Source organism: Croceitalea rosinachiae, assembly GCF_031846445.1.
Classification (GTDB): domain Bacteria; phylum Bacteroidota; class Bacteroidia; order Flavobacteriales; family Flavobacteriaceae; genus Croceitalea; species Croceitalea rosinachiae.
On the sequence record NZ_JAVRHR010000002.1, the window covers coordinates 479,522 to 505,949 of the forward strand.

The 26,428-nt window shown below is 35.3% G+C and carries 24 protein-coding genes; 21 read left to right on the plus strand and 3 right to left on the minus strand.

Features of this window, described 5'->3' with window-relative positions:
* Positions 1–15: 15 nt before the first annotated feature.
* Positions 16–873, minus strand: coding sequence for an AraC family transcriptional regulator (locus RM706_RS09935; RefSeq protein ID WP_311350958.1), 858 nt, complete (start codon positions 871–873; stop codon positions 16–18).
* Between the two features lie 133 nt (positions 874–1,006).
* Between RM706_RS09935 and RM706_RS09940 the strand changes: the two genes are divergently transcribed.
* From RM706_RS09940 to RM706_RS09960, 5 genes are all read left to right on the plus strand, one after another.
* Positions 1,007–1,921, plus strand: a complete 915-nt coding sequence (locus RM706_RS09940; protein WP_311350959.1) for a dihydrodipicolinate synthase family protein — start codon at positions 1,007–1,009, stop codon at positions 1,919–1,921.
* Positions 1,922–1,924: 3 nt separating this feature from the next.
* Complete coding sequence (locus RM706_RS09945; RefSeq protein WP_311350961.1) at positions 1,925–3,511, plus strand: aldehyde dehydrogenase (NADP(+)); 1,587 nt, start codon at positions 1,925–1,927, stop codon at positions 3,509–3,511.
* Positions 3,511–4,521, plus strand: coding sequence for a 4-hydroxyproline epimerase (locus RM706_RS09950; protein ID WP_311350962.1), 1,011 nt, complete (start codon positions 3,511–3,513; stop codon positions 4,519–4,521). The genes RM706_RS09945 and RM706_RS09950 overlap by 1 nt, the downstream gene beginning before the upstream one ends.
* Position 4,522: 1 nt before the next feature.
* Positions 4,523–5,773, plus strand: coding sequence for an NAD(P)/FAD-dependent oxidoreductase (locus RM706_RS09955; protein ID WP_311350964.1), 1,251 nt, complete (start codon positions 4,523–4,525; stop codon positions 5,771–5,773).
* Positions 5,774–5,855: 82 nt separating this feature from the next.
* Positions 5,856–6,788, plus strand: coding sequence for a hypothetical protein (locus RM706_RS09960; protein ID WP_311350967.1), 933 nt, complete (start codon positions 5,856–5,858; stop codon positions 6,786–6,788).
* Positions 6,789–6,794: 6 nt separating this feature from the next.
* Here the strand turns inward: RM706_RS09960 and RM706_RS09965 are convergent, their stop codons facing one another.
* Positions 6,795–7,436 (minus strand): alpha/beta hydrolase, encoded by a 642-nt coding sequence (locus RM706_RS09965; protein ID WP_311350969.1) that lies wholly within the window; start codon positions 7,434–7,436, stop codon positions 6,795–6,797.
* Between the two features lie 59 nt (positions 7,437–7,495).
* Between RM706_RS09965 and RM706_RS09970 the strand changes: the two genes are divergently transcribed.
* From RM706_RS09970 to RM706_RS10010, 9 genes are all read left to right on the plus strand, one after another.
* Positions 7,496–7,921, plus strand: a complete 426-nt coding sequence (locus tag RM706_RS09970) for a PaaI family thioesterase (RefSeq protein WP_311350971.1) — start codon at positions 7,496–7,498, stop codon at positions 7,919–7,921.
* Entirely contained in the window at positions 7,899–8,960 is a 1,062-nt protein-coding gene (locus RM706_RS09975; RefSeq protein WP_311350973.1) for a chorismate-binding protein, read from the plus strand. The genes RM706_RS09970 and RM706_RS09975 overlap by 23 nt, the downstream gene beginning before the upstream one ends.
* A gap of 54 nt (positions 8,961–9,014) precedes the next feature.
* Entirely contained in the window at positions 9,015–10,754 is a 1,740-nt protein-coding gene (gene menD, locus RM706_RS09980; protein WP_311350975.1) for a 2-succinyl-5-enolpyruvyl-6-hydroxy-3-cyclohexene-1-carboxylic-acid synthase, read from the plus strand.
* Between the two features lie 39 nt (positions 10,755–10,793).
* Positions 10,794–11,135: a DUF2853 family protein gene (locus RM706_RS09985; RefSeq protein WP_311350977.1), complete on the plus strand. Its 342-nt coding sequence runs from the start codon at positions 10,794–10,796 to the stop codon at positions 11,133–11,135.
* A gap of 76 nt (positions 11,136–11,211) precedes the next feature.
* The gene (locus tag RM706_RS09990) at positions 11,212–12,048 is read left to right on the plus strand and encodes a CvfB family protein (RefSeq protein ID WP_311350979.1); all 837 of its coding nucleotides are present in this window, start codon (positions 11,212–11,214) and stop codon (positions 12,046–12,048) included.
* A 149-nt stretch (positions 12,049–12,197) separates the two neighbouring features.
* Complete coding sequence (locus RM706_RS09995; RefSeq protein ID WP_311350981.1) at positions 12,198–12,791, plus strand: SPOR domain-containing protein; 594 nt, start codon at positions 12,198–12,200, stop codon at positions 12,789–12,791.
* 13 nt (positions 12,792–12,804) lie between these two features.
* Positions 12,805–13,713 (plus strand): 1,4-dihydroxy-2-naphthoate octaprenyltransferase, encoded by a 909-nt coding sequence (gene menA, locus RM706_RS10000; RefSeq protein ID WP_311350982.1) that lies wholly within the window; start codon positions 12,805–12,807, stop codon positions 13,711–13,713.
* Positions 13,714–13,749: 36 nt separating this feature from the next.
* Positions 13,750–14,508, plus strand: coding sequence for a LytR/AlgR family response regulator transcription factor (locus RM706_RS10005; protein ID WP_311350985.1), 759 nt, complete (start codon positions 13,750–13,752; stop codon positions 14,506–14,508).
* 527 nt (positions 14,509–15,035) lie between these two features.
* The gene (locus RM706_RS10010) at positions 15,036–17,000 is read left to right on the plus strand and encodes a sensor histidine kinase (protein ID WP_311350986.1); all 1,965 of its coding nucleotides are present in this window, start codon (positions 15,036–15,038) and stop codon (positions 16,998–17,000) included.
* Here RM706_RS10010 and RM706_RS10015 read toward each other — a convergent pair whose 3' ends face one another.
* Positions 17,001–17,795 carry an SDR family oxidoreductase gene (locus RM706_RS10015; RefSeq protein WP_311350988.1) on the minus strand — a complete coding sequence of 265 codons (795 nt, stop codon included), beginning with the start codon at positions 17,793–17,795 and terminating at the stop codon, positions 17,001–17,003. It abuts the gene before it with no gap.
* 41 nt (positions 17,796–17,836) lie between these two features.
* Here RM706_RS10015 and RM706_RS10020 point away from each other — a divergent pair, with 41 nt between their 5' ends.
* The 7 genes from RM706_RS10020 (at position 17,837) to RM706_RS10050 (ending at position 26,401) form a co-directional block, all read left to right on the plus strand.
* Positions 17,837–18,889, plus strand: coding sequence for an o-succinylbenzoate synthase (locus tag RM706_RS10020; protein ID WP_311350990.1), 1,053 nt, complete (start codon positions 17,837–17,839; stop codon positions 18,887–18,889).
* Complete coding sequence (locus RM706_RS10025) at positions 18,880–19,824, plus strand: CPBP family intramembrane glutamic endopeptidase (RefSeq protein WP_311350992.1); 945 nt, start codon at positions 18,880–18,882, stop codon at positions 19,822–19,824. Before RM706_RS10020 ends, RM706_RS10025 begins: the two co-directional genes overlap by 10 nt.
* The gene (locus RM706_RS10030; RefSeq protein WP_311350995.1) at positions 19,799–20,869 is read left to right on the plus strand and encodes an AMP-binding protein; all 1,071 of its coding nucleotides are present in this window, start codon (positions 19,799–19,801) and stop codon (positions 20,867–20,869) included. Before RM706_RS10025 ends, RM706_RS10030 begins: the two co-directional genes overlap by 26 nt.
* Positions 20,870–20,937: 68 nt before the next feature.
* Positions 20,938–22,284: a M24 family metallopeptidase gene (locus tag RM706_RS10035; protein WP_311350997.1), complete on the plus strand. Its 1,347-nt coding sequence runs from the start codon at positions 20,938–20,940 to the stop codon at positions 22,282–22,284.
* Positions 22,285–22,417: 133 nt separating this feature from the next.
* On the plus strand, positions 22,418–24,175 hold the full coding sequence (locus tag RM706_RS10040) for a DUF2135 domain-containing protein (protein WP_311350999.1): 1,758 nt from the start codon (positions 22,418–22,420) through the stop codon (positions 24,173–24,175).
* A 59-nt stretch (positions 24,176–24,234) separates the two neighbouring features.
* Positions 24,235–26,040, plus strand: coding sequence for a DUF2135 domain-containing protein (locus RM706_RS10045; protein WP_311351001.1), 1,806 nt, complete (start codon positions 24,235–24,237; stop codon positions 26,038–26,040).
* Positions 26,041–26,065: 25 nt separating this feature from the next.
* Positions 26,066–26,401, plus strand: a complete 336-nt coding sequence (locus RM706_RS10050) for a hypothetical protein (RefSeq protein WP_311351003.1) — start codon at positions 26,066–26,068, stop codon at positions 26,399–26,401.
* The last annotated feature ends 27 nt before the right edge of the window (positions 26,402–26,428 follow it).

Below are 26,428 nucleotides of genomic sequence, written 5' to 3' on the forward strand. Positions count from 1 at the left end.
AAAGAAAAGATGTCGCTAATTGTTTTTAGATTGTATGATACTTTTCTGATAACCTGACGGACTTATTCCTTTAATTGATTTGAATTGTTTGTTGAAATTAGAGATTGAGTTAAAACCTGAACAATCTGCCACTTCCGTCATAGATAAATCATTGTTTTCCAATAATAATTGACAAGCATGGGCAATTCGAACTTCAGCTAAGAATGTGAAGAATGATTTGTTAGTTCGCTGTTTAAAAAATCTGCAAAATGCATTGGTAGTCAAATGGGCTACACCCGCAATGGTCTCTAGTGCTATTTTTTGATCAAAATTCTTAATTACATAATCAAATATTAGCTGTAGTCTTTTACCTTGATTATTTGAAATACTTTTAGAGTATGGTTTGCCGCTCAATAGTGCAGTTTCTTCTAAAGAAATGATTCTAAGAATATCCAATAAACTTGTAAAGAGTAAGAACCTATTAGCTGTTTTCAAATTATTGAAGTGCTCAAATAGATTGTGAGGTCTGTTTTTGATTGATAGACCAAATTTTACATCTTCAAAAAAAGAATTTAGTTCTTGCATTTCTGGAAGCCTAAAAAAATTATTTCCAAAGGCCTGAGGTAAAAAAAATAGTGATACCATATGCGAAGATGTATTGCTTGGAGCACTTTGAAAAAGATGGGGAACATTACTTCCGATGGCAAAAGTATCCCCACTGGTATAACCACTAATATTATTTCCAACTATAAGCTTTCCTTGCCCCCTAATAATATGACTAATTTGAATTTCTTCATGTTGGTGTAAACGGTCAAAAAAGGTCTGAGACTTATCTTCTTGAACAATAATATTCTCTTCAGGCATTTTTGGAATAGTGAAAGGATATACTCTCATTTGATTAAAAATTATCTTCTAAATAATAAAAATATAAATAATAAGGGTAAAATAGTAGAGAATGTAGTTAATAACTGATAAGATAAAATCGAATTCATGATTTATTTTTGGATTATAAATCAAAATTTTCAATATGCAAATAGATTGGCAAGGCGTAATGCCAGCAGTAACCACAAAATTTACTTCTGATGATAAACTCGATTTAGAAATGTTCGAGGTAAATATTCTAGCTCAAGTAGAAGCTGGAGTATCTGCGATAATATTAGGAGGCACTTTGGGCGAAGCTAGTACATTATCTCATGAAGAAAAAAAAGCACTTATTATTGAAACCGTTCGTATTGTGAACGGTAAAATACCAGTAATCATAAATGTGGCAGAGCAAACCACAAAACGGGCTATAGAAGCTGCTAAGGTTGCAGAAGAATGTGGTGCAAAAGCTTTAATGATGCTACCGCCAATGCGTTACAAAGCCAATGATTATGAGACGGTTACCTATTTCAAAACAGTTGCCAATAGCACTAAGCTTCCTATAATGATTTATAACAACCCTGTAGATTATGGTATTGAGGTAACATTGGATATGCTTGGTGAATTGATCGAGTGTGAAAATATTCAAGCAATTAAAGAATCAACAAGGGACATTTCTAATGTCACAAGAATTAAATCTAGATTTGGAGATCGTTTAAAGGTTTTGACTGGTGTTGATACCTTAGGGCTAGAAAGTATTTTAATGGGCGCTGATGGCTGGGTTGCTGGTTTGGTTTGCGCTTTTCCGGCTGAAACAGTTGCAATTTATAAGCTGGCAAAAGCCGGACGAATTGATGAAGCAATTTCAATCTACCGCTGGTTTCTACCTTTGTTAGAACTTGATATTAACCCACAGTTGGTACAAAATATTAAATTAGCCGAAGTAGCCACGGGTATTGGTACAGAAAATGTTCGTGCCCCTAGGTTACCATTGCAAGGTGATGAACGAAAAAGGGTACTGAAAATAATAAAAGAGGGGGTTTCTAGTAGACCTGTACTTCCTGAATATAAATTACTTTAAACTATGATTACTGGTAAAAACTATATTGGTAACTCTCAATCGCAATTGGGTGATAAACGGTTCACAACACACAACCCTATAACCAATAAAGAGAATGAATGGGAATTTGTTGAAGCTAGCGAGAATGAGGTTAACAAGGCATTAGAATTAGCAACACATGCCTACACTCTTTATCAAAAAATTTCAGGTAAAGAACGAGCTGTTTTTTTAAACACCATTGCCGATGAAATCGAAGCTTTAGGTGATTCTCTGATTGAGGTCTATACTGCTGAAACAGGATTGCCAGAAGGCCGCGCAAAAGGTGAAAGGGGAAGGACTATAGGTCAACTACGCTCCTTTGCAAATTTGGTCGCTGAAGGTTCTTGGGTCAATGCTACCATTGATACGGCTGTACCAGATAGACAACCAATACCCAAAGCCGATCTCCGTAAAATGATGTTTTCCTTAGGTCCGGTAGTTGTTTTTGGGGCCAGTAATTTTCCTTTGGCTTATTCTACTGCTGGTGGTGATACAGCAAGTGCTTTAGCTGCTGGATGTCCAGTTGTAGTGAAAAGTCATCCAATGCATGCAGGTACTGGTGAATTGGTTGCGAAGGCAATCATAACAGCTGCACAAAAAACAAACATGCCAAATGGCGTATTTTCAAATTTAAACAGCAGCGGCATTGAAGTTGGTATGCAGTTAGTAGAAAACCCATTGACAAAAGCGGTAGGATTTACAGGTAGCATTAAAGGAGGGCGAGCATTGTATGATATCGCTTCAAAGCGTGCAGAACCAATCCCTGTTTTTGCTGAAATGGGCAGTGTGAACCCTGTTGTTTTATTGCCAGAAGCTTTGATTTCTAAAGGAGAAGGTTGGGCTAAAACTTATGCTGGTTCTATTACGTTGGGCACCGGGCAGTTCTGTACTAAACCTGGGTTGTTATTTGCCCTTGAAAGCTCAGAATTAGATGATTTTATCGCTGTTCTTTCCAATGAAATAATCAAAATAGATCCTTCTTGCATGTTGCATCCAGTAATTGAAGCCAACTACTCTCGAAATAAAGAAAAAATGTTAAGGCAACCTGGACTTACTATCACTGCAAATTATGATGAAGATGTTGAGTCCAATTTTGCACGTCAAGCAGTGGTTAAAGTATCAGGAGCTAATTTTATTTCAAATCCTGAATTGCACCAAGAAGTATTTGGGCCTTTTTCAATGGTTATAAGTTGTTCAAATATGAATGAAATGGAAAATGCCATAAAATCTATGGATGGACAATTAACGGGCACTATCATTTCTGAAAAGAATGAAATCAATAATTATGAAAAGTTAGTTGATGTTCTTCAAAACGGAGTGGGGCGCTTAATCTTTAATGGGGTTCCAACGGGGGTAGAGGTATGCCCTTCTATGCAACATGGCGGTCCTTACCCTGCTTCCACTGATAGCCGATTTACTGCTGTGGGCATCCACGCTATAGATAGATGGGTACGGCCAGTAAGTTTTCAAAATTGGCCAAATCGGCTTTTACCAGATGAATTAAAGAATGAAAACCCCCTAAATATTGATAGACTTTTGAACGGCAAATCAACAAAAGAAGCTATTGAGTAATGGCACTTTCAACCTTCGAATGTATAGACGGACATACCTGCGGAAATCCAGTTAGATTAGTAGTCGAGGGCTGCCCAGAACTACTTGGTGAAAACATGAGCCAAAAACGAAATCATTTTTTAAAAGAATATGATTGGATTAGAACAGGATTGATGTTTGAACCTCGAGGTCATGATATGATGAGTGGCAGTATTCTATTTCCTCCGCATAACACAGATAATGACATAGCGATACTTTTTATTGAGACCAGTGGTTGTTTGCCTATGTGTGGTCATGGCACAATTGGCACAATAACTATTGCTATAGAAAACGGATTGTTATTTCCCAAAAATAAAGGTTTTGTAAAGCTTGAAACTCCAGCTGGATTGGTAGAGGTTGAATACTACCAGCCAAAAAATAAGGTGGAGTGGGTAAAATTAACCAATGTAAAAAGTTACTTAGCAGCTAGCGAATTAACTATTAATTGTCCTGAATTGGGCGAACTGGTTTTTGATGTTTCTTATGGCGGTAATTATTATGCTATCATTGACCCCCAAAAAAACTTTTCTGGAATGCATAATTTTTCAGCAACCAAGTTGGTACAACTTTCCAAAGAAATCAGAAAGAGAATAAATGAGAAATATCCCGATCAATTTATTCATCCGGAAAATGATTCCATTAAAGATGTTTCCCATATTTTATGGACAGGAAATACTTTGGATGAAAAATCATCAGGGCGTAATGCTGTTTTTTATGGTAATAAAGCTATTGATCGTTCACCTTGCGGTACTGGAACATCGGCCCGTATGGCGCAATTAAGTGCAAGAGGGAAACTAAAAGAAGGCGAAGACTATGTGCATGAGAGTTTTATAGGATCTACTTTTATAGGGCGGGTAGAAACCATAACAGAAATAAAAGGAAAACCAGCAATAATACCAAGTGTAAAAGGTTGGGCTAAGGTTTTTGGTAGAAACACGATTGCCATTGATTCTGAAGATGATCCTTATGCATATGGATTTCAAGTGATTTAATATGTCTAAAACAGTAATCATTATAGGAGGCGGTGTTGTTGGTCTATGCACTGCCTACTACCTTCAAAAAGAAGGTTGTAACGTTACCGTAATTGATAAATCCACTATGGATGCCGGGGCGTCCTATGTCAATGCAGGATATTTAACCCCAAGCCATATCATTCCGATGGCAGCACCAGGAATGATTTCTACCGGATTACGGTATATGTTCAATTCATCTAGTCCCTTTTATATGAAACCTCGTTTAGACTTGGATTTTTTAAAATGGGCGTGGAATTTCAAGAAATCTTCAACACATAAAAAAGTGGCGAAGGCAATTCCGGTTATCAAGGAAATCAATGTCTTGAGCAGGGAGCTTTTTATGGATATTAAAAAATCTGGTGATTTAGGTATATTCCATTTAGAAAGAAAAGGATTATTGATGCTATATCAGACTAATAAAATGCATGACCATGAAATGGAGGTTGCAGAAAAAGCAAAATTCTTGGGTCTTGAAGTGAAAGAACTTGGCCAACCAGAACTTTCTAAAATAGAACCGGATATTGCTATTAATGCTAAAGGGGCAATCCATTATGAATGTGATGCTCATAGCACTCCATCAGAATTTATGGCTCGAATGAAAGACTATCTCATTACCAGTGGAGTGAAGATATTAAAAGAACAAGAGGTTTTAGATATTGATTTGAATAGGGGAAAACAATGTCAAGTAAAAACGACCAAAGCTACTTATTTTTCAGATGAGGTGGTTTTAGCAGCAGGTTCATGGTCTGGAAACTTTGGTAAGAAACTTAAATTAAACCTGTCTTTACAAGCTGGAAAGGGGTATCGAATAAATGTAGAAGAAAAGACAAGAATTAAGATGCCAGCAATTTTAATGGAAGCAAAAATGGCTGTTACTCCAATGAAAGGGTATACTCGTTTTGCAGGTACTATGGAGTTTACGGGAATCAACCATGAAATTCGAAAAGAACGAATAGAAGCTATTGCCAAAGGAGCGGAAAATTATTATGAGGGATTGAAAATATCACAAGATGATAAGAATGCAGCCCAATGTGGTCTAAGGCCCGTTACTCCTGATGGATTGCCCTATATTGGTAAATCAAAAAAATATAATAATCTTACAATTGCTACAGGGCATGCAATGATGGGGTGGAGTTTAGGGCCCATTACAGGTAAACTTGTCAGCGAATTGGTTTGTAATAATCAAATGTCAATGGATATTTCATCCTTTAATCCAGAACGTAAGTTTTAACATTGAATTAATTTTAGTTCATTTTCGATGTCTGGCACTGCATTTGTTTTTCAGTTGTGTAAGAACACTGTAATTTTGTATCATGCTAAAACATTACTTCAATATTCTTTTATTTTTATCTATTGCTCCAATTGTTTCAATTGGACAAGAGATTCGAATATTTAAAGTGGCAGATTTTGATTTGAACGGAGCAGTGAAAACATGTACAGTTATTCAAGATTATGGTCAAGAGATTTTTGAGTTCAATGAGAATGGATTTTTGACGAAATCTACTACCCAATACAATGAATCTGACAAAGACATCATTGTATATAAATATGAAGGGGGAGAGCTCATAGAAAAAAGGATGGAAAGTTATAAAGACAATCAACTTGACACCGCCACATCAATGGTCAATTTTTATGAAATTGATACCACAGGGCCTAAATATATTAAAGAAAAAATAATATCATTTGATAAAGAATTTTTTGAGCAGCAGGAATATTATTTCAACGATACCGGTATACTTGAAAAAGTCGTTTTATCTCATGAGAATGCTGTAGATGAGATTTTGATCGAGCGTACAGCTTATAAAGATGAGCAAACCGAAACTATTTTTGAGAATGGCGTTATTGAGAAATCAGTAAGAAATTCTTCTAAACGATTAACAAACGGTAAGATTCTCAATATACAATTGATTAAAGATTTTGTTGATGGCGAGCCTGATAAGGCTTTGGAAAAAGTTACCGAAGAGAACAACAGACTAGTTTCAGAACAAGCCTTCTCGTATGACTTTAATACGAAAGAATTTGCTCCTACAGAGAAACGTATTTATGGTTATAATAAGGAAGGAATACTTTCAAAAATGACAATAAAAACAGGAAATACGGAATCTGTCAAAGAATTTATTTTCCAGTTTGATGATAGTGAGCACAAGAATTGGGTAAAGAAAATTACTACCCCTGATAATAGCTATATTACACGTAGAATAGAATATCATATAGCAGAAAATACGGTTGAAGAGAAACCTGAATAGTAAAAACTAAGTCATTATTTTTTCGAAAAGTTCTTGTTTGATTTCATGCCCTCCATTAAAGTTAATCACATCGGCCTTTTTACCAAACAACAATTTTATCTTTTTGTTTTCTATTGCTAAACGTTTTGGAGTTAGATACTTATCAGAGTCACCATAGATGATTTTAACTTCTGTTTGACTAAGAAAAAATATATCTTTTGGTTCAATTTCATTAGGAATACCACCAGCATATAAAACCAATTTATCGCAATTGAATTTTCTGCTGACTAACCAACGCATTGCAATTGACACGCCTTGAGAAAATCCAAATAATATGATGTTAACATCTTTTGGTATATTCGCAGTAAACAATACAGCATCAATATAATTTAGCACGTTTTTAGTTTCTTGTGAAGTGTCTTCTTTTGTCAACCAACTTGCTCCGACATGTTTAAAATCATCCTTTAAATAATATTTTGATGGCGCTTGTGGACAAATAATGTAATTCTCGTTTACGTTCAAAAATCTAAAGTGTTTTAAAAAGTAACGACTCAAAAAACCCATACCATGAAAAACGATCCAAACATTTTTGGTATCAGTCGTTAATTCATTTAGGGTTTCATATGAGTTTATTGAAGTGTAAGTAACTTCGTGTCTATTAATTGCCATATTCAAAAATAGGGGCTATTTATTGAAATTGTTATATGTAATTTTACATAAAATTTGAAATGGAAGAACACAAGAAAAAGATTTTATCGGTTTGCAATCAGATTTGTAAAGGCACCTTGATGGAAACTCTTGATATTGAATATGTTGATGTTGGTGAGAATTTTTTGATAGGGAGAATGCCAGTCAATTCTAGGGTGTATCAGCCAGACGGCGTGCTGCATGGAGGAGCAACAGTGGCTTTGGCGGAAAGTGTCGGTAGTGCTGCATCATACATTTTTTTGGATGGAAATGAGTTTTTTGTCCGAGGGATTGAAATAGCCGCAAATCATGTAAAAAGCGCTCGTGAAGGATATGTATATGCCAGAGCGATAATTATCCATAAAGGTAAGACTACCCAACTATGGGAGATTAAGGTGACGAATGAATCCAATGAATTGATTTCAAATTGTAAATTGACTACCATTGCACTCCCCAAAAAGAATTGAACTAGCTGAAATATTTCAAAAAGTTGAAGGACAGCGAGCAGCAAACCTTCCATTTGCGATTTATTCTTTTCCAAATAGTCAAGAAATTTTTACCGTTTTTCAAAATGATGACGTAGAACATTATGCATTAGATTTTCAAGAAAGTGGATTTCTGTTTGCTCCGTTTGATTCTGAGCAGAATTCTATTTTGTTGAAACCCGACTCTTTTTTTGTTTCTGAATATATAGTTCAAGACCAGATTTTTTTTAAAGAAATTAACCCTAGTAATAGGGGTAAAGAGGAACATATCAATTTAATAAATAAAAGCATCAATGAAATTAAAGCTGGTAACCTTGAAAAGGTCGTTTTGTCGAGAATGATAAACGTTGAGACAAATAGCAGTTTTTTAGCGATGCTCAAATTGGCGTTGCAACTATACACAAATGCTTTCTGTTATGTTTGGTACCACCCAAAAGTTGGAATGTGGCTCGGGGCTTCACCTGAGCAGTTGTTGTCGGTCAATAAGGGTGTTCTTCGTACCACATCATTAGCGGGCACCTTACCTGTCGTTGATGATGAAAAGGCTCAGTGGACCAAGAAAGAATTAGATGAGCAACAAATGGTGACTACATTTTTGTTGGAGGAGCTCAAAGAAATCTTAAATGACATTGAGGTATCAAAGGTGGAGTCAATCAAGGCGGGTAGCTTGTGGCATCTTAAAACCAATATTACCGCAACTTTAACAAAAAAAAATGACTTAAAAGAACTGATTTATAAAATGCATCCTAGCCCCGCAGTTTGCGGTCTTCCTAAAAAGCGGGCAAAAAAGTTTATAAGGGCCCACGAGGGTTATGCTAGAAGTTTTTATACGGGCTTTTTGGGTGAGCTAAATTTAGGCCAGTCTGCCAATACATCATTGTTTGTAAATCTTAGATGCATGAGTTTGAACCAAAATCAGGCAACTATTTTTGTTGGTGGAGGAATCACTAAAGATTCCAACCCAGAGAATGAATGGGAGGAAACAGAAAATAAAACCCGAACAATGCTTTCATTACTTTGATGTTACCATCAAAACATTCGGTTTTCAAATTTTGAGTATGTATTTTTGTTAAGCATGAAACAATCAAGCATACCATCGGCCCGTGCGGTCGTTTCTGCTTTTAGGGCACAGGGCATAAAACATATTGTAATATCCCCTGGTTCCAGAAATGCGCCTCTAACCATAAACTTTACTAATAATCATTTTTTTAAGTGTTACAGTATTGTAGATGAGCGTTGTGCAGCATTTTTTGCAATGGGAATAGCATTGCAAAAAAAAGAACCAGTTGCTATCGTATGCACATCAGGAAGTGCACTTTTAAACTATTATCCTGCTGTGGCAGAGGCATTTTATAGTAGAGTCCCATTAGTAGTTGTCTCTGCCGATAGGCCACCTTATAAAATCGATGTAGGTGACGGACAGACTATCCGACAGGATAATGTCTTTGAACGACATATAGGGTATTCTGCAAATTTAAAGTTGGATGCCACTCACGCCATGGAACGGTTAAAAAAATATGCCCCACAATTAAACTCTGATTCACAACAAGCAATTGACGAATACAATCAGAGAGAACTTGAAAAGGTTCTGAGTTGTGCTTTTAACCAAGAACTACCTGTACATATTAATATTCCTTTTGAAGAGCCATTGTACAATACTAAAGAATTTGAAACTGAAGATAAGTTTTCAATAGCAACACCAATTTTGAATAGCAATGTTTTGATGGACATTGATGTTTTTCAGAAACTTTGGAATGGCTCTAAAAAGAAAATGGTTTTGGTCGGAGTTAACCATCCTAATGAAATAGATGAATATTTATTAGATATTTTGGCAAATGACCCATCGGTAATTGTGTTTACCGAAACTACCTCAAACTTGCATCATCCCAATTTCTTCCCAAGTATTGATAGCATTATTTTTCCCATTGAGAAATCTGCAAAAAGAGATTCCTTATTCAAAGATTTACAACCAGAGATTTTATTGACTTTTGGCGGCTTGATTGTTTCAAAAAAAATTAAGGCTTTCTTGCGAGAGTACAAACCAAAACACCATTGGCATGTTGATAAAATAAAAGCATATGATACCTATTTTTCGTTAACGCGTCATTTTAAGACAAATCCTAATAATTTTTTCAAAACCTTTTTATCCACAACTGAATTTAATCAGAGTGTCTATTTCAAACAATGGAAGAAGGTGAAATTGGCCTACGAAAAATCTAGAGAAAAGTATATCGGACAAGTTTCTTTTTCAGATTTTAGAGCATTTGAATTTTTAGCGCAGACCATTCCAGAAAATTACCAGGTTCATTTAGCCAATAGTTCTACAGTAAGGTATGCGCAGCTATTTGATATGAAGCCTTCGATAAAGGTTTTTTGTAACCGAGGTACAAGCGGCATAGATGGATCAACAGCTACTGCAATAGGTGCTTCAATATATGAAAAACACCCTACGCTCCTTATTACAGGTGATTTGAGTTTTTTCTATGATAGCAATGCCTTATGGAACAATTATATCAGAAACGATTTTAGAATTGTAATTATCAACAATTCTGGGGGCGGGATTTTTAGAATATTACCGGGCAATGATGAGTCTGAAAACTATAAAACCTTTTTTGAGACCTCACATAATCTTAATGCTTATTATTTAAGCCAGCAATACGGTTTTGATTATCATAAAGCCGATGATGATGAATCTTTGAAAAAAGTATGGCAAACCTTTTATAACAAATCCAAAAAACCAAAATTGCTTGAGATTTTTACACCTAGAACGGTGAACAACAAAATTTTGCTTGGTTACTTTGATTTTATATCTTAGAGGTTATTATATAATTTTCTAATTAGAACACTAACAATTATGAGTAAAAGAGACGAGTTAATAGAAAAGTACGCGGCTGACATTAAAGAGAAATTTGGTGAAACTCCTGATATGGATTTACTAACAAAGGTGGCTATCGGTCTTGGTCCCGCCATTTACAACCTAGATGCTTCAAAAGTTTCTGGTGGTGACGATAAAGAATTAGAGACCGTCAAAAATAATTTTCTGATGAAAAAATTAGGTATGGATGACAGTCCTAAGTTGATGGAAGCCATTAATTCAGTAATTGAAAAGTACGGTCGTTCAAACAAGAATAAACACCGTGCTGTGATTTACTACCAATTGGCGAAACATTTTGGTAAGGAGTCAATTTACAACTAGGTTTTTCGATTAACATATTATTGAACCGCGCTTAATTAATATAAGCGCGGTTTTTTATTTGATGTACTTTTGCAATATGATAGAATTGGGCAATTATAATACGTTGGGTGTTTTAAGAAGTACAAGTGTTGGAGTTTTTTTAGGGGATGATGATGGTACTGAAATTCTTTTACCCAATAAATATGTTCCCGAGAATGTGCAGATTGATGATAAGTTAAAGGTGTTTTGCTATTTAGACCATATGGAGAGACCAATAGCTACAACTTTAACTCCTCATGTTCAAAGAAACAGATTTGGTTTTTTAAAAGTTGCTGAAGTGAACCAATTTGGGGCATTTTTAGATTGGGGTTTAGAGAAACATTTATTAGTTCCCTTTAGAGAACAGCGATTAAAAATGCAAGAGGGGAATTGGTATGTGGTTTTCTGTTATTTAGATGAACAAAGTTTTAGATTGGTAGCGTCAAATAAGTTAGATAAATTTTTGAGCAATGACAATCTTAGTTTGCAGGTAAATGATGAAGTTTCTGCTCTGGTTAGCAGAAAAACAGATTTGGGTTGGGAAGTAATTATAGATAATAAACATAAAGGACTGTTATTTTACAGCGATGTTTTTAGACCAATCTCTATTGGTTTGAAATTGACTTGCTTTGTAAAACACATAAGAGAAGATAATAAAATAGATATTGCTTTGCAGCCAATAGGTAGTAAGATGTTAGACACTACCGCCGAAAATATTTATGATGAATTGGTAGCCAATAATGGTTTTTTACCACTTAATGATAAATCTGATCCAGAGCTTATCAAAAAGCAGTTTCAAATCAGTAAAAAGGCCTTTAAAAAAGGTATCGGAGTATTGTACAGAAATAGAAAGATTTTAATTAAAGATGATGGAATCTATGTAGTACCTGATTAAAGTAGAATAGCAGATGTTGCAAATGAAATATACTATCAATAGAGCTATATTTTTTTGTTTATTTAAAAATTCTACATTTGTAATAATTTCCAAATTTAACTTACTGATAACTATTTGTTTAAAATAATATTAAATTAATTTTCAGCAATATGCCTTTTATAGAAGAGAATGATTTATTGGACCTTCATAAGGATATCGAAAAATCTCAAATAATTAATGAGCGACTGCTCGACCAAATAAAATTTAAAAACAAAGACCTTAAAAAATTCAAGATCCAACGAAACATTTTCGCGGGTGCAACGGTACTTTTTTTAGCTTGGATTTTTGGTGTAACCCTTTATAACGTTGGTGTTAGAACCTCAAATTCTAACCAAAATAATATACTGGTATCCATAGATAGTCTAGATGCTTGGAAAACTAGAAATGACAATCTGAAAATGCAAAACCAAGAACTTAGCTTGGTAAAAGAATTTTATCTTGCAAAAGAGTTTTTAGAAAAAGAAACAATTTATTCAGTTCAGGTAAAATCTTTTGTCGAAAATAATGCAGCTCTGGCTTCAGAAGCATTGACCAATACTCTTTTTGTTAAGACTAATCCTTTTTACGCATATTCATTGGGTAATTTTGAGACTCTTGAAGAGGCACAAACCTTTAGGAAACAATTGGTCAATATAGGTTTTTCAGATGCTTTTGTTGCTTCTTACAAAGATGGTAAGAGAGTTAAAATAGAAGCTGCAAATTAATACCACCGTCTGATTGGGCAAAATTAAAGCTTGGATAAGCGCCGCTAGACTTCGTACATTACCTTTATCCGTTTCTGGAATTTTATTGGGTACTGCATTGGCGAATTATGCTGGTTTTTCAGATGGTTTGATATTTTCACTTGCAATTGCCACAACGATTACCTTTCAGATTACTTCAAATTTCGCCAATGATTATGGCGATGGTATCAAAGGAACTGACAATGAACAACGTATTGGGCCAAAAAGAGCGTTACAAAGCGGCCTATTGACAAAAAGAGAGTTAAAACTGGGAATAATCATATGTGCAGCAATTAGTTTTTGCTTGACGGTATTTTTGGTCTACATCTCATTTGGTCCGGAAAAAATAGGGTATATACTATTGTTCTTAGTGCTAGGAATTTTGAGTATTTGGGCATCTTTAAGGTATACAATGGGTGATTCACCATACGGATATCGTGGATTGGGAGATGTATTTGTTTTTTTGTTCTTTGGAATACTCTCCGTACTTGGAACAAAGTTTCTATATGCCAAACAAATAAATAGTTTAGATTTTTTACCAGCGATAGCCGTTGGCTTTTTATGTGTTGGAGTTTTAAATTTAAATAACCTACGCGATTTTGAATCTGACAAACATCATAGTAAAAATACCTTGATAGTAAAGATAGGTTTTGAAAAGGGGAAAAAGTATCATTATACTTTACTCTTTTTAGCCTTTTTGAGCTTTACAATGTATACTTTCTTTAATTTTAAGTCATTGGTATCTTCGATGTATTTACTTTTTTTTGTTCCAATTTTTTTTCATGTTTTAAAAGTTTTGAGAACTTCAGAACCCAAGCTTTTAGATCCCGAATTAAAAAAGCTAGCTTTAAGTACTTTTTTTACGGCATTAGCGTTTTATTTTACGATAAATTATTTTTCGTAATTTTGACTGTTAAAAATATCTAAAAACCAAGTTAGTTTGGAACACCCCATAAAAATTCTTATTGTAGAGGATAATGTTATCATTGCAGATGACATGCAGTCCATGTTGGAAGAAATTGGATACGAAGTAGTCGATAATGTAATTGTTTATGAGCAAGCTGTAGAAGTACTTAAAAACAATCATGTTGATTTGGTACTGATTGATATCATTCTCGCTTCTGACAAAACTGGTATTGATTTAGGCAAGCACATCAGAGATGCTTATAACATTCCATTTATTTTTGTTACATCAAATTCTGATAAAGCTACTGTTGAAAACGCGAAAACCGTTAAACCAGATGGTTATTTGGTAAAGCCTTTTGAGCAGCAAGATTTATACACGTCCATTGAAATTGCACTTTCTAATTTCAATTATTCTCGAAAAGCTGACAGTAAAGAGATTGGTACTGATACCGATGGCGATAGTTTTATGTCCAATTCGGTGTTGAAAGATTCTATTTTTGTCAAAAAACAACATCTATATTACCGTATTCAGTTTGGTGATATTCAATTTATCAAGGCAGATAATGTTTATTTAGAAGTAAACACTGTTGACAAAAAGTTTCTGGTTAGGTCACCGCTGAAAGATTATTTAGAAAAATTGCCCAAACATAAGTTTTATAGAGCTCACAAATCTTATATCGTTAATGTAGATCATATAGATGCCATTAACTCTAAGGATATTATGATTAACAATACATTGATTCCTATTTCAAAAGATTTTAAAGAATTTATTATTTCTTCCATGAATTCTTAGGAGGAAGAACCACATATTTTATTTTGAAAAGCATCCGAAATTGGATGCTTTTTAGTTCGTATACTTTATAGATGAGAAAAACTTTCTTCCAAAAATAGAGGCAGTGTAATTTACCCTTAACGGCATCAAAATCTATGAAATACAGAAAACATCGATAAAGTGTATGTTAATATTGATGTGGGCAGGTTTCACAACATAAAATGACACTTTCACAACATATTTCCGCAAACAGGTTTCATTCACTTTATTTTTGGACTCGTGTCAAAAGAATCCCAAATCTTACACTCAAAATATTGTATTAAGGACTGTACTTTAAAATGTACAGTCTTTTTTATTGTTGCAACATGGTTAATTAAATTAAAAGACAGATAATCGACATTAACTAATTTTAAGTCTTTTTACCACGTTTTCGAACAGGTTTTACAACAAAAATTTAAACAACTGATTGAATCAAAGTAATTTTAATTAAGGTATAAGCAAAATTCAATCATTTTAATTAGACGGTTATACAGATAAGCCAAAGTAGCATGTTAAGTAAAGTAAAATTATTCATTTTAACATTCTTCCTATCATTAGGTTTTAATATTACCTATACTCAAACTTTAGACAGCGCAGAGGTTAATTTGTTGAGCGAATTTAAAGACGCTCAAAGTGCACCGCAAAAATTGGAATTGTTTTTTGATATGCCTAACAGGTACGTTCAAGATTCAGCTTATGATTGGTTAGAGGTAGTTAATGTTTATCTCAATAGTTCGGAGATTACCAAAGATTCTTCGGCGATAAGCACCTATCGTGTCATGCAAGCGCAATTATACAAAGATATTGGTGATTATGATAAGAGTATCGCAATAGCAAAGGAGATTTACGCTAAGAAAGACAGTTTGAATAAAAGTACAACGGCTTTAGTGCTAACGCTGTTAGATGAGAATTATGGCAAACTTCAGATGTATGACAAACAGATTGAGACGCGAGAAGCGAAGAAGAACCTAGGTCTTACAGAAGGGGTGGCCTTTTATGATATTTATGCCAATATGGGCTTATATCGACAGGCTATGAAGCAATATATATTGGCGGTAAAACCTACAATATCTGATAATGACCATTTGGCCTTGGCACGACACCATAATATCGTAGGCAATTATTTGAGACTAGACAAATCTGCTCCAACAGCTATAACGGAATACAACAAGGCTAACGGGTTTTTAGAAGTTTTTATAAATGATATTTCTAAACAGAAGTCAGAGAAAGAAATCTTTGAAAGTGAATTTTTAAAAGCCGAAATTGAGGGGAATATAGGTAAGTCACACGTTTTGCTAAAAAACTATATAGAGGCTATTCCGCATTTAAAAGAAAGTATCGATGTACTTTCAGAATATAACAATGGTAAATATAAAGACCAAATTATAGACAACAGGCTTTACTTGGCAGAAGCACATCTTCAACTTGATAATAATAGGACGGCAAAGCGATTACTAGAAGAATCATATGATGAGATGACCGTACAACAAGAGTTGAAGAGAAACCGTTTATTGGCTTATTATTACGATAAAATTGAGAGTTTCAAAAGTGCATCAACATTTTATAAGCGTAATGAGCGTATTACTGATTCTTTAAAGGCTAATGAGCTCTCTATTTTAAAACAACAATTAGTTGCCATTGTTGGAACGTCAGATTTAGAGAATTCAAGAAAATTGATTAACGAGCAAAAGTTGGCTAATGAAAAAATCAGAAGTGAAATTCAGGCCAAAGATGAGCGCATCAATTTGGTTTTCATATCATTGGTATTTACGCTTTTAGGATTTGCAGGACTTGTTTATGCATATTTAAAAAGTATAAAAAACCAACGTTTAATTGCTGAACAGAAGCATTTTATTGAAAATTCTTTAAAAGAGAAGGAATCATTACTTAAGGAAATTCACCATAGGGTTAAGAATAACCTTCAAATGGTATCAAGTCTTTTAAGCCTACAGACTAGAAATACGAAAAGTAAAGCAGCCATTGTAGCGCTTGAAGAAGGAAAAAGCAGGGTGAAGGCTATGGCTTTAATACACCAGAAATTATACCAGAATGACGATCTTTCTGTAATTGAAATGCAGGGCTATATTGAAAGCCTAATCAATAGCGTACAATCTGTTTATAAAAAGGGTGGTCACAATATCAGTATTACAGTTGATGCAGAAGCTACTGAGCTAGATATTGATCGAGCTATTCCATTTGGTCTTATACTTAACGAATTAGTTTCCAATAGTTTTAAATACGCTTTTCCTGAAAGTGACGAGAACGGGAAAATTTATATTCATTTAAGAAAAAATGGAGAAGGGGGTTACTTTGAATATGCCGATAATGGTATAGGGCTTCCTGAGGATACTGATGAACGTACCAACTCATCAATGGGACTGCGTCTTATCAATAGATTGGTAAATCAATTACAATCGAAACTGAATATTGATAAGACTAAAGAAGGAGTCCGTTTCTGGTTCAATTTTAAATAATTAACGGACCTGGCTTTTTAAGACCAGTTTATGTAAGAGTTTTGGAAAGAAGCGCTTTATAAATACTCCCTTTACTTCTTTGCCTCCAATATAAACTTCAAATTTTTCTTTCTTTATAGCGGTTATCATTTTGTTGCAAAAATTGGTCGTAGACAAACCATTTTGTGTAGCACTGTCATTGCTTTCCTGTAAAGTCCCGTCTCCGGTTAAGGCACTTTTTGCAATATTTGTGTTCACAAAACCTGGGCATACCATAGTTACTCTTACTCCATGTTTTTCATGTTCCATGCGCATAGCATCAAAGAACCCGTGCAATGCATGCTTAGCACCACAATAACCAGAACGATACGGAGATGAAAATTTGCCCATTAAACTGCTTACTACTACATAATGCCCAGCGTTGTTTAACATGAAGTGTGGTAATATTGCCTTGCTCAAAGCTACGGTGCCCAAATAATCAATATCCATAATAGTTTTATAGACACTAAAATCTGTTTCGGCAATTAAAGAGCGCTGGCTCACTCCAGCATTATTGATTTGGATATCCACTTTTCCAAACAGATCAATAGCTATCTCGACATAGGAGTCGGCTTTTTCAAATTCAATAATATCCAATGGAAGAATTTTTACATCCTTTGGATTCGAACATTGGTTTTTGACTTTTTCCAGAACTTCTTTTCTTCTGGCAGAGAGTATGAGTTTACAATTTCTTTTGCTAAGCTGATATGCCAATTCTTTCCCAATTCCGGAAGAGGCACCTGTGACCCAAATAACTTTATCTTTCAATTTGTCCATTTAAATGCTTTAACCCTAAAATATAACTAATTTCGTCAGGCATGAAGGCCATTTGTAAAAAGTACATCTTAGATTTTAGAATACCTAGTGGAACTTCTAGGGGTATACTTACCAAAAAAGAGACATGGTTTATTATCCTTAAAGAGAATGAGCGTATCGGAATTGGGGAATGTGGCATTTTAAGAGGGCTTAGTATTGATGATAGACCTGATTATGAAACCAAGTTAAGATGGACCTGCTCGAATATTCATATTGGTCTAGAAAAATTAATAGAGCAACTTCAAGATTTTCCTTCAATTCAATTTGGCTTGGAGCAGGCTTTTTTATCACTTAAATCAACAATTCCCTTTGAGTTATTTCCTTCCAGATTTACCCAAAATAATGCCGAAATAGCAATCAATGGATTAATTTGGATGGGTGAAAAGGATTTCATGTTAAGACAAATAAAGGATAAAATTACCCAAGGCTTCAAATGTATTAAGATGAAGATAGGAGCCATTGATTTTGTTACAGAGTTACAACTTTTGGCAACGATTAGAGAAAATTTCGATAAAGATACCATTGAACTACGAGTCGATGCCAATGGAGCTTTTAAACCTGAAGAAGCTTTAGTGAAATTAGAAAAATTGGCAGTATATGATTTACATTCCATAGAGCAGCCCATTAAACCGAAAAACTGGAGGGTAATGGCTAATTTATGCAAACAAACCCCTTTACCTATTGCACTGGACGAAGAATTAATTGGAATATCTGATGTAACAGAAAAGCGAGAAATGCTACTAACTGTAAATCCGCAATATATCATTTTAAAACCGAGTTTAATCGGCGGATACAAAGGAAGCCAAGAATGGATTGAAATTGCAAAGAATTTAAATATAGGTTGGTGGGTGACAAGTGCTCTGGAGAGTAATATAGGGTTGAATGCCATAGCGCAATGGACCTATACTCTAAAAAATAGTATGCCACAAGGATTAGGCACCGGGAGTTTGTTCACCAACAATTTTAGCAGCCCATTGAAAGTTTCGGATGGAAAGTTATTATATCAAAATCAAGTAACTTGGCAAGATAATTTAATCGAAGATTTATGTACATAGAGCAAGGGTATAAAGGAGAGATAGGTTTGTGGAAATACTTTGTACTTCCTATAGGCTTTATTGCCTTAATGGTAGTGAATTATATAATGCTTTTGATTTCCCCTATAGACATAGAAGATTCGATGGCCATAATGATAGAAAACTTAGGCTCCAATATCGTCTTAATTACCTTGTTAGCGCCACTTGCTTTTTTTCTTTTCATCGTTTTAGGTTGGACATGGTTAGTGCATAGGCAATCAGTAACGAGTCTCACTACAAGTAGAAAAAAAATTGATTGGAAAAGAGTTTTCTTTGTATTTACCCTATGGAGTGTTATTACAATATTTTTTACGCTATTAGATGTTTACTTCTCACCTGATGATTATGTCCTAAATTTTGAGTGGACTAAATTTTTGATGCTAGCCTTAATTGCTATAGCATTAGTGCCATTACAAACAAGTTTTGAAGAGTATCTTTTTAGAGGACATATGATGCAAGGGATAGGAATAATAGCAAAGAATAGATGGATACCTTTAGTGATTACTTCAGTTTTATTTGGATTGATGCATATTGCAAATCCTGAAGTTGAAAAACTAGGTTATGGCATTATGGTCTATTATATTGGAACAGGTTTCTTTTTAGGGATAATGACCCTAATGGACGAGGGCTTAGAATTGGCATTGGGTTTTCATGCCGCTAACAACTTGATTACAGCATTATTAGTCACTGCGGACTGGACAGCTTTCCAAACAAATTCTATTTTCAAAGATATTTCTGAGCCAGGCTTAAGTTGGGATGTCCTTATTCCAGTTTTTGTAATTTTCCCCATTCTTTTGTACATCTTATCAAAGAAATACAATTGGACCAATTGGAAAGATAGGCTAGCAGGTAAGGTATTGAGTAAAGAGCAATTTGTTGCTTCACTAGAGGATGGTACACAAGAACTTCAAGCTTAACGGTCAAAGTTTTTCTCAAGAAGAGCTAATTGAGATTGGTTATAGCTTAATCAAAGAAGGTGAAGAACATGAAATTTCCATAGGGGGCTTTTTGCTTGATTGGTTCAATGACTCCATTGAAATAATAGTGCAAACTTCTGGTTCAACAGGTATACCCAAACAAATTTCTCTCAAGAAATCACAGATGGTCAATTCTGCTTTGGCCACAGGGAATTTCTTTCGTTTGAAACCTGGTGATTCTGCTTTGCTTTGTCTGTCTGCTGATTTTATAGCAGGTAAAATGATGCTGGTACGTGCAATAGTTTTAGGGTTGGAACTTGACATTGTTGCGCCAAGTTCTAATCCACTTTTGAACAATAGTAATACCTACAATTTTTGCGCCATGGTACCGATGCAAGCAAAAAATGCATTGGAAAACCTGAATCAAATCAAAACCTTAATACTGGGTGGAGCAGCAGTTTCAAGCTCATTAAAACAAAGTTTAGAAGGTCTTATTACAAATTGTTTTGAAACTTATGGAATGACCGAGACGATTACCCATATTGCAGCAAGAAATTTAAGTAATGAAAAATCACTTGATGAGGTTTTATTCCATACGTTGCCGAATATTATTATCTCAACTGATAATCGGGAGTGCTTGGTCATAGACGCGCCAAAAATTTCTGATTCCACTATAGTCACAAATGATATTGTTGAACTAATTGGAGATAATAGCTTTAAATGGTTAGGTCGGTTTGATAACATTATTAATTCAGGAGGGATAAAATTGATTCCTGAACAGATAGAAGCTAAGCTTTTTGGATTCTTCGAAAATCGATTTTTTGTAGCTGGAATTCCAGATAAAAGTTTAGGTCAGAAATTAATTTTGATAGTAGAAGGAGAACGAAAATATGATGAAATTATACAATCAATTAAATCTTTGGGGTTATTGTCCAAATATGAAATACCTAAAGAGGTTTTTATCGCACCTTCTTTTGTAGAAACAAAAAATGGTAAAGTTGACCGCCCAAAAACATTGGTCTTGATTTTACAGAAATATTTATAAAAAGCATCGTGAGGCGTTTTTTTTATATCCATGATTTAGGTATTTTCAGGTATTAGAAAATTAACAATATGAAAAACATTTTATTTTTACTTACAGTACTTTTTTCATCGATTTTAACAGCCCAACAGGTTTTGCCTGAAAATGAACGAGCCCAAGTCGTTGACGAAATTTTAGCAGAAAAGTTCAACAATCTGTTACCTGAATTAATGGATAAGACGGATATCGATATGTGGGTGATCATATCAAGAGAATACAATGAGGATCCGGTATTAAAAACGATGCTTCCTGCCACTTGGTTAAATGCTAGACGAAGAACCATACTACTTTTTTATCGAGATAAAGCCAACGATAGCATTCACAAGCTAGCTGTAGCTCGCTATAATGTAGGAAAGAACATTACATCTGCTTGGGATAAGGAAAAAGAACCCAATCAATGGAGGCGTTTGATGCAATTGATTGAGGAGCGGGATCCAAAGAAAATAGGATTGAATTTCTCCAATGACCATAATATAGCTGATGGCTTGGTAAAAACTGATTATGAAGAATTCCTTCAAAACCTTCCAAAAAAGTATCATAGTAAAGTAGTGTCTGCAGAGCAACTAGCAGTACGATGGATTGAAACTCGAACCGAACGTGAGATGGTCATTTATACTCAATTGGTCGACATCACAACCGACATCATAATGGAGGCTTTTTCTGAGAAAGTAATTACACCAGGAGTTACTAAAACATCAGAAGTAGTTTGGTGGATGCGACAAAAAATAACGGATTTAGGTTTGGAAACTTGGTTTCATCCTACGGTAGATGTGCAGCGAACCAGTGCTAAGTCTGAAGCTAATTTATATTCATTCTCAGACAAACCTGAGGATATGATTATTTTACCAGGAGATTTACTGCATTGTGATATGGGTATTTCATATTTGAGACTGAATACCGACTGCCAGCAATTGGCCTATGTTCTAAAGCCTAATGAAACACAGGCTCCGAAGTTTTTAATTGATGGCTTAAAGGCTGGGAATAGGGTTCAGGATTTTTTAACCGATAATATGATTGTTGGAAGAACCGGTAATGAAATTTTGGCCAAGGCTCGCGCTGAAGCCAAAGCAGCTGGCTATCGCCCTTCCATTTATACGCATCCACTTGGTTCTTACGGCCACTCGGCGGGTACGACCATAGGTATGTGGGATGCACAAGACGGTGTTATGAAAGATGATGGTGAAAATTATCCGCTGAACATCAATACTGTTTATGCCATTGAATTGAATACCACAATCAACGTTCCTGAATGGAAAAGAGATATTCGTATCATGTTAGAAGAAGCGGGTTTTTATGGTGAAGATGGGTTTAGGTATGTGAATGGACGCCAGACCGAATTGCTGCTGGTACCGAGGATCAAGGGCTATAAGGGAAACTGATTTGTTATAAATTAATAGTATTACTTTCATTTCAAACAGCTTAACTGTTAATCTCTGTTAAAGAACACTAAACTAAACTCTTTTTGTGCTAACTTATAGTACTTAATGTTTTACTAATTAATTCATTTGTGTTATGAGAAAGTATGTTCTATCTATAGTTTTGACGCTATCCTTGGTCGTTTTTGCCTTTGGTCAAGATAAACGGCAACTCAAGGGCACGGTAACCGACGGCAAGAATCCTATTGAAAATGTTAGCGTACAGGTAGAAGGTTTGTCACAAATGGCCTTGACCGATAAAAAAGGGAAGTACCAAATTGAAGTTGCAACTGGTGACTTGATAAGTTTTTCATTCACAGGTCTAAAAACAATTCGCATCAAAATTGAGGATGTTACGCGAATCCTAAATCCTGTTATGATTCCTGACATCACCGAATTGGACGAGGTCGAGTTAACTCTCAGAAAAAGGCTTTCACAGAAGGATTTGGCAGAAGACTACCCAGCGAACAAAAGAATTATTAAGACCGCCTGGGGTTTTTTAAATACAGATAGGGCGGCCGGTCGTGTTCAAATTTTGACGGAAGACCAAATCAATCCAGCTAATTTATGTCTTTTAGATTTGGTAAGAGGTAAATTTCCAGGTGTATCTGTGGTCGGTAATTGCAATGGTATTGGTATTACGGGTGGTGCTATTCTTATTAGGGGCGCACATTCAATCAATAATTCTATTGCTGCTATATACGATATAGATGGACAAATATTTACTGATTTCCCTTGGTGGTTGGATATCAACAATGTCAAACGTGTGGCTATATTTGGTAATTTGGCTACCACTACACTTTATGGTGGTTTGGGTGCCTCGGGTGTTGTAGTTGTCAATACCGTAGGCGCTAACTTAAAAAACGAAGAATTTATAGACCACGCACGTTTACGTAATAATTTCTACAAGAATGATGCGCTAATACGTGAAAAGGTCAGCAATAATTGGCCTGTCTATAAAAAAGATCTTTATACAAGTAAGGATAGCGAGGATGCCAAAACGATTTACAACAAGTATTCAAAAACCTATTCAAACGCCCCATACTTTATTCTAGATGCCCAGTCATACTTTGTCAAAAATGGCGATAGCGATTTTGCCGATAAGATCATATCAGAAAATTTTCATCTTTTTGATTTTAACCCTGTCCTTTTGAAAGCATTGGCCTACCAATATGAAGCACAGGGCAATTATGATATGGCCAATCAACTGTATAAGGATATTTTTATTCTACGTCCAAATTACGGCCAGAGTTATATTGATATCGCAAAAAGCTATCGCGATATTGGAAGGGCCAAGCAGGCAGCTACCATTTTCGCTCGGTATAACTATTTGGTGGAGGTGGGTTTTATGGAGCTTGATACCATTGGCCTCATGCCCATGATGAACCGTGAGTTCAACAATTTATTAGCATTGGAACGTAGAGCTGTAATGGAGATGGCTAACTCCAAAAAGAAGTTGTATTTGGCAAAAGAAGAATTTAAGGGTACTCGACTTTTATTCGAATGGAATGATGGGGAGGCTGAGTTTGACCTTCAATTCGTAAGTCCAGACAAGCGATATAGTCTATGGAAACACAGTTTGGCCGACAATGCGGAACAGATTGCAATGGAAAAGAATTTTGGTTATAATATAAAGGAAGAGTTGATAGACAATTCGCTACCGGGTACCTGGCAGATCAATGTAAAATACCATGGCAATAAGAGCCTTACCCCGACATATCTCAAAGCAACTGTATATTATGATTACGGTCAGGTATCGCAGCGCAAAGAGGTTAAAGTGTTTAAGCTCAGCCTTAAAGATGTTAATCAAGAACTGTTCCCTTTGACCGTAGGAAGCAAGATGGTCTCAAGGTAAGAAGTGGAAGCATCATAATTTGGAAAATAACTCAAAACAATCTAAAAAAAAGCATTTTTATGAAAAATCTCTCTCTTTTATGTGGGTTGCTATTCTTAAGTAACTTGGCTATGTCACAACAGATAAAAACAGTTTCTGGACTAGTAAGTGATGGTATCAAGGCGATGGAAAGTGTTAACGTTTCCATTGCGGATAAGAATATCTCTACTGTTACGGATGCGGCCGGTAAGTATAGAATTGAAGTAGCTGAAGGGGATAGGTTACAATTTTCTTATGTGGGTATGCGTACTGTAACCATTTTAGTAGAAGATGTGACAAGAACTTTAAATATCAAGATGGTTCCAAAAATTGAACAATTGGAAGGGGTTACCTTAGAAGGTAAATCTAAGAATTCAGATATTAGATTTGAAGGAAAATCACAAAAGGAGTTGAATGATTCCTATAACTTTGATCAGGATATCATAAGAACAAAATTTGGGTATTTGAATAAAAAAACTGCTGGTTATTCTGTACAGATCCGCGACGGTAATAAAATTAATTACGCTGCAACTAATATTTTGGGAGTTTTACAGAGCATGTTCGCTTCTGTCAAGATAAGTCCCGAAGGATATCCAGAGCTAGGAACTTCTCCAGATGACCCTGCAGCAGTTATTTACTTAAGAGCAAAATCTATACTTCTTCCCATAGCAGCTGCTTATGAGGTTGATGGGATGTTATATACCGATCCTCCACTTTTTTTAAATGTTATGGACATTGAACGGGTTGCTCTTATTGCTGGCCTAGCAGGTACGGTTAAGTATGGTTCCCTTGGAGCAGGAGGCGTTTTTGTAATCAATACAAAATCCGCTAATTTTTCCCCCACAAAAGAGCAGTTAATCAACCGAGAACAGCAGCCACTAAGAAAAACGAATTCCGTTGTTAATGCTTTAAGTCGCGAAAAAGTGGCCAAGAACGCTCCTACGTACTTAAAGGAGCTAAGAGCTAGCAGTTCGCTTGTAGACTCAAAAGCGGTTTTTGAAAAGTACCATTTGACCTATTCGAATTCTCCCTACTTTCTATTGGATGCCTATGAATTTTTTGTAGAAAAATACAACGAAGTAGCTTTCGCAGATAGTATCATCAAGGAGCATTTTACCCCTTACGCCAATAACCCCGTGCTTATGAAGGCTTTGGCCTATACTTATGAGTCGCAACAGCGCTTTGAGAAGGCGAACGATATTTACAAGGAAATCTTTATCCTTAGGCCCAACTACGTGCAGAGTTATATGGATATGGCAAACAGCTATAGAAACCTAAAAGATCCAAGTCACGCTGCTGCCATATACGCTCGATATAATTATCTTATAGAGGAAGGTTTTTTAGAAGAGGACATAATGGGTTTTAGTCCGATAATAAATCGAGAGTTCAACAACCTATTGACACTTGAGAAAGGTGCGGTTTTTGATATAAGTAAGTCCAAAATACCTGCGGTTTCAGAAAAGGATTTTAAGGGAACACGTTTAGTGTTCGAATGGAATGACAATGAGGCTGAATTTGAGTTGCAGCATGTAAATCGCGAGAACGACTACTACACATGGAAACACGGCATAGCAGACAATACTGATGAGATAAGAAGGGAGAAAGACTTTGGATATAACGTAAAGGAATACTTAATGGACGGTTCATTAGGTGGTACATGGAAGATAAACATAAACTACTTGGGCAACAAGAGCCTAACACCGACCTATCTTAAGGCTACTGTATACTATGATTATGGCTTAGATACGCAGCGTAAGGAAACTAAGGTCTTTAAGCTCGATTTAAAGAACGTCAATCAAGAATTGTTCACTATAGCGTCTAGCGGTCGCACATTGACGCGTCAGTAAATTATTAATATTTAAAAATAAAACTATGAAAGAAATTAAGATTAGTGTTGTATTGTTTTTATCATGCATTGGGTTAACTTATGCACAAGATTTGACAAAAAATCAAAAAGTAGAATCACCTTACCGATTAATAAGAGGGGTTGTTCTCAAAACCGACCTGACTATGACTGCTGCTACCCTGAACAAAGTTGTACAACTTTCTGAAACGAATGATAAAGAATTAAACTTAAAAGATAGACATGATGTCATGATTTCGAGGCAGTTTAGGCAAATCCCTTTTTGGTTAAATCCTTCAATGTTGCATGAATTTGTCGGAGGTCGGGGCGTAGTCATCGACGGAAGTTTACTAAAGCAAAAGTAGTATGTATCCTTTTCAATTTCGTTACGT